The 8,163-nt window shown below is 63.5% G+C and carries 8 protein-coding genes and 1 pseudogene; 6 read left to right on the top strand and 3 right to left on the bottom strand.

Annotation, left to right across the window (positions count from 1 at the left end):
- On the bottom strand, positions 1-640 hold a 640-nt coding region (locus tag EOA27_RS12545; RefSeq protein ID WP_145970327.1), incomplete at its 3' end, for an AMP-binding protein.
- A 201-nt stretch (positions 641-841) separates the two neighbouring features.
- Between EOA27_RS12545 and EOA27_RS12540 the strand changes: the two genes are divergently transcribed.
- From EOA27_RS12540 to EOA27_RS12520, 5 genes are all read left to right on the top strand, one after another.
- On the top strand, positions 842-1,807 hold the full coding sequence (locus EOA27_RS12540; RefSeq protein ID WP_126078684.1) for a sugar-binding transcriptional regulator: 966 nt from the start codon (positions 842-844) through the stop codon (positions 1,805-1,807).
- Between the two features lie 81 nt (positions 1,808-1,888).
- Positions 1,889-3,943 (top strand): bifunctional aldolase/short-chain dehydrogenase, encoded by a 2,055-nt coding sequence (locus tag EOA27_RS12535; protein ID WP_127256303.1) that lies wholly within the window; start codon positions 1,889-1,891, stop codon positions 3,941-3,943.
- Between the two features lie 79 nt (positions 3,944-4,022).
- Positions 4,023-4,280 carry a type II toxin-antitoxin system RelB/DinJ family antitoxin gene (locus EOA27_RS12530; RefSeq protein ID WP_126078685.1) on the top strand — a complete coding sequence of 86 codons (258 nt, stop codon included), beginning with the start codon at positions 4,023-4,025 and terminating at the stop codon, positions 4,278-4,280.
- A gap of 1 nt (position 4,281) precedes the next feature.
- Positions 4,282-4,554, top strand: coding sequence for a type II toxin-antitoxin system YafQ family toxin (locus EOA27_RS12525; RefSeq protein WP_126078686.1), 273 nt, complete (start codon positions 4,282-4,284; stop codon positions 4,552-4,554).
- Positions 4,555-4,770: 216 nt separating this feature from the next.
- A complete protein-coding gene (locus EOA27_RS12520) occupies positions 4,771-5,835 on the top strand; it encodes a D-alanine--D-alanine ligase family protein (RefSeq protein WP_126078687.1) in 1,065 nt (354 codons plus the stop codon).
- A 13-nt stretch (positions 5,836-5,848) separates the two neighbouring features.
- Here the strand turns inward: EOA27_RS12520 and EOA27_RS12515 are convergent, their stop codons facing one another.
- Positions 5,849-7,354, bottom strand: a complete 1,506-nt coding sequence (locus EOA27_RS12515) for a winged helix-turn-helix domain-containing tetratricopeptide repeat protein (protein ID WP_127256301.1) — start codon at positions 7,352-7,354, stop codon at positions 5,849-5,851.
- Positions 7,355-7,614: 260 nt separating this feature from the next.
- Here EOA27_RS12515 and EOA27_RS12510 point away from each other — a divergent pair, with 260 nt between their 5' ends.
- Complete coding sequence (locus EOA27_RS12510; protein ID WP_245491076.1) at positions 7,615-7,854, top strand: DUF1127 domain-containing protein; 240 nt, start codon at positions 7,615-7,617, stop codon at positions 7,852-7,854.
- 76 nt (positions 7,855-7,930) lie between these two features.
- Here the strand turns inward: EOA27_RS12510 and EOA27_RS12505 are convergent.
- Positions 7,931-8,163: pseudogene (locus tag EOA27_RS12505) on the bottom strand (LacI family transcriptional regulator); the annotation flags it as partial.

Here is an 8,163-nt window from a genome sequence, read left to right as displayed (position 1 = left end):
CGGCACCACGATGATGGTAGACGACGCCCTTCGGGTTGCCGGTGGTGCCGGACGTGTAGTTGAGCGAGATGGCTTCCCATTCGTCGTCCGGCATCGACCATGCGAACGCCTCGTCGCCCGCGGCGACGAAGTCCTCATAATCGAGCACGCCGATCCGCTCGCCCTTCGGGTAGGGAGCGTCGGCGGCATAATCGGGATCATCATAGTCGATGATCAACGGCTTGGCCTTGGCCAACACCAAGGCCTCCTTGACCACGCCCGAGAATTCGCGGTCGACGATCAGCACCTTCGAGTCGGCATGATCGAGCTGAAAGGCGAGGATGGCGGCGTCGAGGCGGGTATTCAGGGAATGCAACACCGCCTTCACCATCGGCACGCCGAAATGCGCTTCCAGCATCGGCGGCGTGTTGGAGAGCATCACCGTCACCGTGTCGCCCTTGCCGATGCCGTGCCGCGCAAGCGCCGATGCAAGCTTCAGCGAGCGGCGCCAGAACTCGCGATAGGTGATGCGCTGGCTGCCATGGATGATAGCGACATGGTCGGGATAGGTCTTGGCAGTGCGTTCAAGGTAAGTGAGCGGCGTCAGCGGCTGGTAATTGGCGGCGTTCCTGTCGAGATCCTGTTCGTAGGGATTGGCCATCCCGTTCTCCCCAAGTTCTTTTCGAACCTTCTAACCTCAGGCCCGCTGTCACGCTATCCCTCCGAATAGCTGAAAATGCTATGATCCGGTCGCTTGACAGAACGGCGATCCACGCTGAGCCCTGCCGACAGGTAAACGCCTCCGCTCACTCAGGTTTGACTTTTGTCGAGAGCCGTGACTAATGTCAGCCAGGGAGGCGGCATGGCGATCAGACCGGCAGAACAGCTCATCCACAAGGCCGCCTGGCTTTACTATGCGCATGGCCTTCGCCAGGACGAAGTGGCGAGCCAGCTCAACATTTCGCGGGCCTCGGTCGCCATGTATCTGCGCAAGGCGCGCGAGACCGGCATCGTCAACATCTCGACCTCGACGCAGCTCTTCACCGACGATGTTATGGCACGCAAGGTTGAAGACGCCTTCGAGCTCGACGCCGTCTGGATCGCGCCGGAAAATGCCTATCTCGCCGATCCCTCAACCGACATCGCGGTGCTCGCGGCCAGCGTCTTTCTCGAGCTGGTGAAGAAGGGCGACCGGATCGGCGTCGCCTGGGGCCGCACCGTTTACACCATAGCCGACATCATGTCCTTCGCCGACCTGCAGGACGTCACCGTGGTGCAGCTCTGCGGCAATCTCGGCGCGCCCTATTCCTATCGGCCCGACCAGTGCACGATGGAGATCGCGCGACGGCTCAACGCCAAGGGCCTGAACTTCTATGCGCCGCTGGTGCTGTCGACGGAAGAGCTGGCGAAGAGCCTGCGCGCCGAGCCGGTGATCCGCGAGCAGCTCGCCGGCATCGCCGACTGCGATCTGGCGCTCTATTCCGTCGGCGCGGTCGACGCCGACAGCCATCTGGTGAAATGTGGCGCGCTGTCGCCGGCCGAGATGGAGGCGCTGCGCAGCCAGGGTGCGGCCGGCGTCATCGCCGGGCAGATCATCGACGCCAGGGGCGAGGTGCTCGACTGCAGCTACAACCGGCGCGTCATCTCCGCCGCGCTCGCCTCGCTGCGCGCCATCGAGAAGCGGCTGATGGTGGTGCAGGAAGATACGAAGTTCGAGCCGCTGCTTGCGGCCATCGCCGGCGGGCTCTGCACGCATCTGGTGATCGGCGCGCATATGGCCGAGCGCCTGCTCCAATACGCCGAGGCGGCAACCAAGAAGGCCTCTTAGAAACCACCCTCGCCGCTTCTGTCATAAAGGCGTCGCGGCTTTCTGTTCATGAGCAAAAAGACGAGTATCGGACGCAACGACATGAAGAACCTTTGGAACGACGCTGACGCGGAGAAGATGGTTGCAGACTACGCCAGGAAGGGCGTCGGCGGCGACCTTGCGCTGCGCGTCTACACGACCCGCCTGCTCGGCGGAGAGCCGCGGCTGGTGCTGCATGGCGGCGGCAACACGTCCTGCAAGACCAAGGCCACGGATCTCCTCGGCGACGAATGGGATGTGCTCTGCGTCAAGGGCAGCGGCTGGGACATGGCCGTCATCGAGCCGCAAGGCCTGCCGGCGGTGAAGATGGGCGCGCTGCTCAAGGCGCGCGCGCTGGACAAGCTTTCTGACGAGGACATGGTGGCGCTGCAGCGCTCCAATCTGATCAATCCGTCCTCCCCCAACCCGTCGGTCGAAACGCTGCTGCACGCCTTCCTGCCGCACAAATTCGTCGACCACACGCATTCGACCGCGATCCTGGCCATTGTCGACCAGGAGGACAGCAAACCGCTGATCAAGACCGTGTTCGGCGACAGACTAGGTTACGTGCCCTACATCAAGCCGGGCTTCGACCTCGCCAAGGTGGCCGCGGAAGTCTTCGATGCCGACCCGAGTGTCGAAGGCCTGATCCTCGACAAGCACGGCATCTTCACCTTCGGCGACGATGCCAGGCAGGCCTATGACCGCATGATCCATTATGTGAATGTCGCCGAGGAGTATGTCGCCAGGAAAGGCAAGCCGCAGGCGGCCAAGGCGGCGCTGCCCGCAAAGCTCGCCAAGCCGAGCGACATCGCGCCGACATTGCGCGGCGCGGTTGCCGTGGCGCGCGGCGAAGGCCGTTTCGACCGCATGATCAGCGACTTCCGCACCTCGGACGCAATCGTCGATTTCATCAACTCGGCGAAGATCGCCGACTATGCCGCCCGCGGCGTGTCGACGCCCGATCTGTCGATCCGCATCAAGACCGGGCCGATGGCGGTGCCAGCGCCCGACGCCGACAAGCTCGGCGACTACAAGGCCGTGGTGCGCAGCCATGTCGAGGCCTTCGTCAAGGATTACACCGCCTATTTCGAGACCAATGACGCGCTGGACGAGGTCAACCGCACCATGCTCGACCCGATGCCGCGCCTGACGCTGGTGCCGGGTCTCGGCATGTTCGGCCATGGCCGCACGCTGAAGGATGCCAAGATCGCCTCCGATGTCGGCGAGATGTGGATCGAGGCGGTGCGCGGCGCCGAAGCTATCGGCAATTTTCATCCGCTCTCCAAGGCAGACCTCTTCCCGCTCGAATACTGGTCGCTGGAGCAGGCCAAGCTTGCCTCCAACAAGCCGAAGCCGCTGACCGGCCAGGTGGTGCTGATCACCGGCGGCGCCGGCGCCATCGGCGTCGCGACGGCAAAGCTGTTCGCCGCCAACGGCGCCCATGCGGTGATCGTCGATGTCGACGCAGCCAAGGCCGCGAACGCGGCGAAGGCGGCCGGCAACAACTCGATCGGCGTCGGTGCCGACATCACCAAGCCGGCCGAGATGCGCGCTGCCTTCGACAAGGCGATCGCGGTCTATGGCGGCGTCGATATATTGGTCTCGAACGCGGGAGCCGCCTGGGAAGGCCGTATCGGGGAGCTCGACGACGCCACTCTGCGCAAGAGCTTCGAGCTCAACTTCTTCGCCCACCAGTCGGCGGCGCAGAACGCGGTGCGCATCATGCTGGAACAGGGTACTGGCGGCGTGTTGCTCTTCAACACCTCGAAGCAGGCGATCAATCCCGGCCCGAAATTCGGCGCCTACGGCATTCCGAAGGCGGCGACATTGTTCCTGTCCAGGCAATATGCGTTGGATTACGGCGCCTATGGCATCCGCTCCAACGCGGTCAACGCCGACCGCATCCGCTCCGGCCTCCTGACCGACGCCATGATCGCCAGCCGGTCCGGCGCGCGTGGCGTGTCCGAGAAGGAATATATGTCCGGCAATCTGCTCGGGCAGGAAGTGACAGCCGACGACGTGGCGCAGGCCTTCCTGCACCAGGCGCTGGCCGAGCGTACCACCGCCGATGTGACCACCGTCGACGGCGGCAACATCGCGGCGGCGCTGCGGTGATGCTTGTCCTGTAAAGCACAGGGTACCTGCTTGCAGGAATGCTCCTCTGTAGCTACATTGTGCTCCAGAGGAGTCGCACATGGCATCAGATACGGTAGTCCGCGCTCGCATCGATACCGCAACGAAGGATCAGGCTACGGAAGCCTTGGCGGCCATGGGGTTGTCGGTTTCCGACGCCATTCGCCTGCTGTTGGTCCGTGTCGCCGCGGACAAAGAATTTCCCTTTCCGGTGAAAGTCCCGAACACAACCACGCGAAAGGCCATGGCCGAATTGGAGAAGGGCAAGGGCAAGCGGTTCGCTTCGGCCGACGAGCTATTCAACGATCTGGAAATCTGACATGTTGATCCCCGTTCGCTCCGGGCAATTCCGCCGGGATGTGAAGCGTATGGAGAAGCGTGGCAAGGATCTTGGCAAGTTGCGTCAGATTTTAGTTCACCTGATCGGCGAGCATGAACTGCCGCCGATCTACAAAGACCATCCGCTGAAAGGCGACTGGAAGGGCTATCGTGACGCTCACATCGAACCGGATTGGCTTTTGATCTATCGCGTGGCGAATGGAGAGCTGCAGCTTGCACGAACCGGCTCGCATTCGGACCTCTTCAACGAGTAAGGTCGGGACCGGCGGTATTCCAGCAAGCGCTGGCGAGCGACGAACCACCCATGTCCTTGTTTTGATGCTGTTCCGGCGCAAGGCCCTTCGCGCTTCTGCTGAAAAACTGCTGCAACCGGTCAAAGTCCCACTCCAATCGTCCGCTTACTACGGTTGAAGGGGATGCCTGGTGTTTCGCATGCGAGCTCCAACCCTTGATCATTGGTGGAGTTGTCGATGCCCGCAAAAAGACTTCGTATCGGTGTGCTGTTCGGCGGACGCTCCGCCGAGCATGACGTGTCGCTGCTTTCGGCGGCCAACGTCATGGCAGCGCTGGACCCGGCGAAATACGATGCCGTTCCGATCTTCGTCACGCGCGAAGGGCAATGGCTGCTGAGCAGCTTCGAGAACGGCGCGCTGGCGACGCCGTCGGTTGGCACGCAGGTCTGCCTGGCGCCGGGCGGGCATGGACGGATGCTGGCGATACCCGCCAGCGGCGCGCCCCACGACCTGCCCGCCATCGATATCCTGTTTCCGGTGCTGCACGGCCTGCATGGCGAGGACGGCGCGGCGCAGGGACTGGCCGAAGTGGCGCGCGTGCCGCTCGCCGGCTGCGGCATATTGGGGTCGGCCACGGCGCTCGACAAGGACATCGCCAAGCGGCTGCTGAAGGCGGCGGGCGTGCCCGTCGCACGTTCGGTGACCATCGACGAGGGTGCGGCGCCTACGCTTGCCGAACTGGAAGACCGGCTCGGGCTGCCGATCTTCATCAAACCGGCGCGGCAGGGTTCGTCAGTCGGCGTCGCCAAGGTCAATGCCAGCCAGGAATTTGACCGGGCCCTCGCGGAGGCGTTCCAGCACGACAGCAAGCTGCTGGCGGAGGAATTCGTTCGTGGCCGCGAGATCGAATTCAGCGTGCTGGAGAGTCCCGCCGGCGAGCTCTTCGTCTCGCGTCCAGGCGAGATCGTGCCCGCTGAGAGCCACGGCTTCTACAACTACAACGCCAAATATATCGACGAGAACGGCGCTGCGCTCATAGTGCCGGCGGAATTGCCGCCGCAGGTCGAAGAAGCCATGCGCGACATGGCCGCAAAGGCGTTCCGGGCGCTCGGCTGCGACGGCATGGCCCGCGTCGACTTCTTCCTGATGCCGGACATGACTTTCCTGATCAACGAGCTCAACACCATTCCGGGCTTCACCAACATCAGCATGTACGCCAAGGCGATGGCGGCGAGCGGCGTCAGCTATCCGGAGGTCATCGACCGGCTGGTGGCGCATGGGCTGGCGCGCGCCGGCCGCTGAGGTTACGTCGGCCTCACTCCGGCAGGCCGGCCTTGCGGAAACCCTCGACGAAATGCTCAAGCGTCGCGTCGTCAAGGAACGGCTCCGTGTCGACCCAGCGCTGCGTCGAGAAATGCGGATTGCCGACGAGGAACAGCGCGACCTCGGTGCGCGCCTCGTCGAGGCGGCCGAGCTGCGCGAGGCTTGCCGCCAGGAAGCGGCGCGAGCTGGTGCGGTAGGTCTCGTCGCGGCGCAGCGTCTCGACGGCGGCTTCATAGTCGCGAGCCGCATACTGTGCCTGGCCGAGCGTCAGATAATACCAACTCGGCGGAAAGGGATTCAGCCGGAACGCCTTGCGGATGTGCTCGAGACTCAAGTCCACCTGGCCGGCCAGCACCTCGATGTCGGACAATGTCGCCCAGATATCCGCCTCGTTCGGATCGAGCTCGATCGCCTTGGCGAACTCAATCTCGGCCTGTTCGAAATCGCGCTCATAGGCAAGCAGGTTCGCCAGCACCCAGCGGCAGCCAGCGTCGTTGGAGTCGATCGCCACCGCCTTGCGCGCCAGCTCAAGAGATGTGCTTCGGGCAGGCTCGAACGGCTCGCCCCAATGCACCCATCCCATCCAGTGGTTCATGGCAAGCCAGCGATAAGCCTCGGCATAGTCCGGATCGAGCGCAATCGCGCGCGTCAGCATCAGATGCGCCTCGCGCGCCATCTGCGGCGACTCGTCGAACATTTTGCGTGCCCGCACGACGAGATCATAGGCCTCGAGGTTCTTCGGCCGATTGCGCTCCGGCGGCGCGCGCAGCCGCCCGAGCAGCGCCTCGACGATCTTGGCGGTAGCCTCATCCTGAACGGCGAAGATGTCTTCCAGGGCGCGATCGAACCGCTCGGCCCACAGATGCTTGCCGCTCAGCGCGTCAATCAGCTGGGCGTTGATGCGCACACGCCCCGCGGCGCGCCTGGCGCTGCCCTCCAGCAGATAGCGCACGCCGAGTTCGCCGGCGATGGCGCGCACGTCCATCGCTTTGCCCTTGTAGGCAAACACCGAATTGCGCGCGATGACGAAGAGGCCCGGAATCCGTGAAAGATCGGTGATCAGGTCTTCGGTCAGGCCGTCGGCGAAAGACTCCTGCTCGGGATCGTTGCTCAGATTGATGAAGGGCAGCACGGCGATCGACGGTTTGTCGGGCAGCGGCAAGGGCTTGCGCGTGGCGTCGGCCTGTTCGACGGTACCGGTGAAGCGATAGCCGACACGCGGCACCGTGGCGATCCACTCGCCACCACCGGCCGCCGGACCGAGCAGCTTGCGCAATTGCGCGATCTGGACGGTGAGATTGCCTTCCTCTACCGCCGTGCCCGGCCAGGCCGCGTCCATCAGCTCGGCCTTGGCCAGGATTTCGCCAGGACGCGCGACGAGCGCTTCCAGCAGCTTCAGCCCGCGATAGCCGGCGGCAACGGGAACATCGCCCCGAAGCAGCGTTCCCGCGCCCGGATCAAGCACGAACGGTCCGAAAGCAAAGCGCGATCCCTGCATGCGGCGATCTATAGAGCAATTCCAGGAAAAGTGTGAGCGGTTAAGTTCGGCGCCTTCGCCGTAACCTTCCGCCCGGAATTGCGTAAAAACAAAGGGATAGACGGGTTCGCCGTTTCCGTGAAACGGCGAACCCGTCTACCCGATTTGGAAGTTTTGAGAACTATTTGGGAGAGCTTAATTACGCCGCTCGCCGCCTGCGGCACAGTGCAATCTCAATCAGGTCGAGGGCTTTCGGAACCCTCATTTCGATGGAGGTTGCCATGAACGACAGCTTTGCGCCTTCAACATGTCTGGCGGCGGCACCAGCAATGCACACGGGCCGGCGACGCTATGGCCTCGCGGCTCTGCGCAGCCTCATCGCGGAGCACCGCAAGCAGGCCTATTTTCGCGCTGAGCTCAAGCGGATGGCGAGGGACAATCCGCATCTGATCGACGATATCGGGCTGACGAAAAAAGAGGTCGAGGCCGAGATCGCCAAACTGCCCTTCTGGCAGCGGTGAGGCCGCAACAGCAGCCCTCACAAAGACAGAGAGCGGCCCGCTGGACCGCTCTCTTCATTTCGTGACTGCCTTACTCTTACTTGGCGTTGGGGTTCGGCATCCAGGCCGGCATCGCGACATCGGCATGGGCGAATTGCGGCAGCTTGGCCGACAGGTCTTCCATGTTCTTGATGTCCTTGTCGATCAGCTCCTTCTGGGTGATCAGCGTCGGCGGCACGATGACGTTGTGGCCGGGATCCTCGCCGGCGAGCAGCTGCGCCAACGCGCGCACCGAGACCTGGCCGACGACGGCCGGGTTGGTGGCGGCGG

The sequence above is a fragment of the Mesorhizobium sp. M2A.F.Ca.ET.037.01.1.1 genome, assembly GCF_003998075.1.
Lineage (GTDB): Bacteria > Pseudomonadota > Alphaproteobacteria > Rhizobiales > Rhizobiaceae > Mesorhizobium.
Note: the sequence above shows the minus strand (reverse complement) of the source record. Positions and strands in the feature narration are given on the sequence as shown.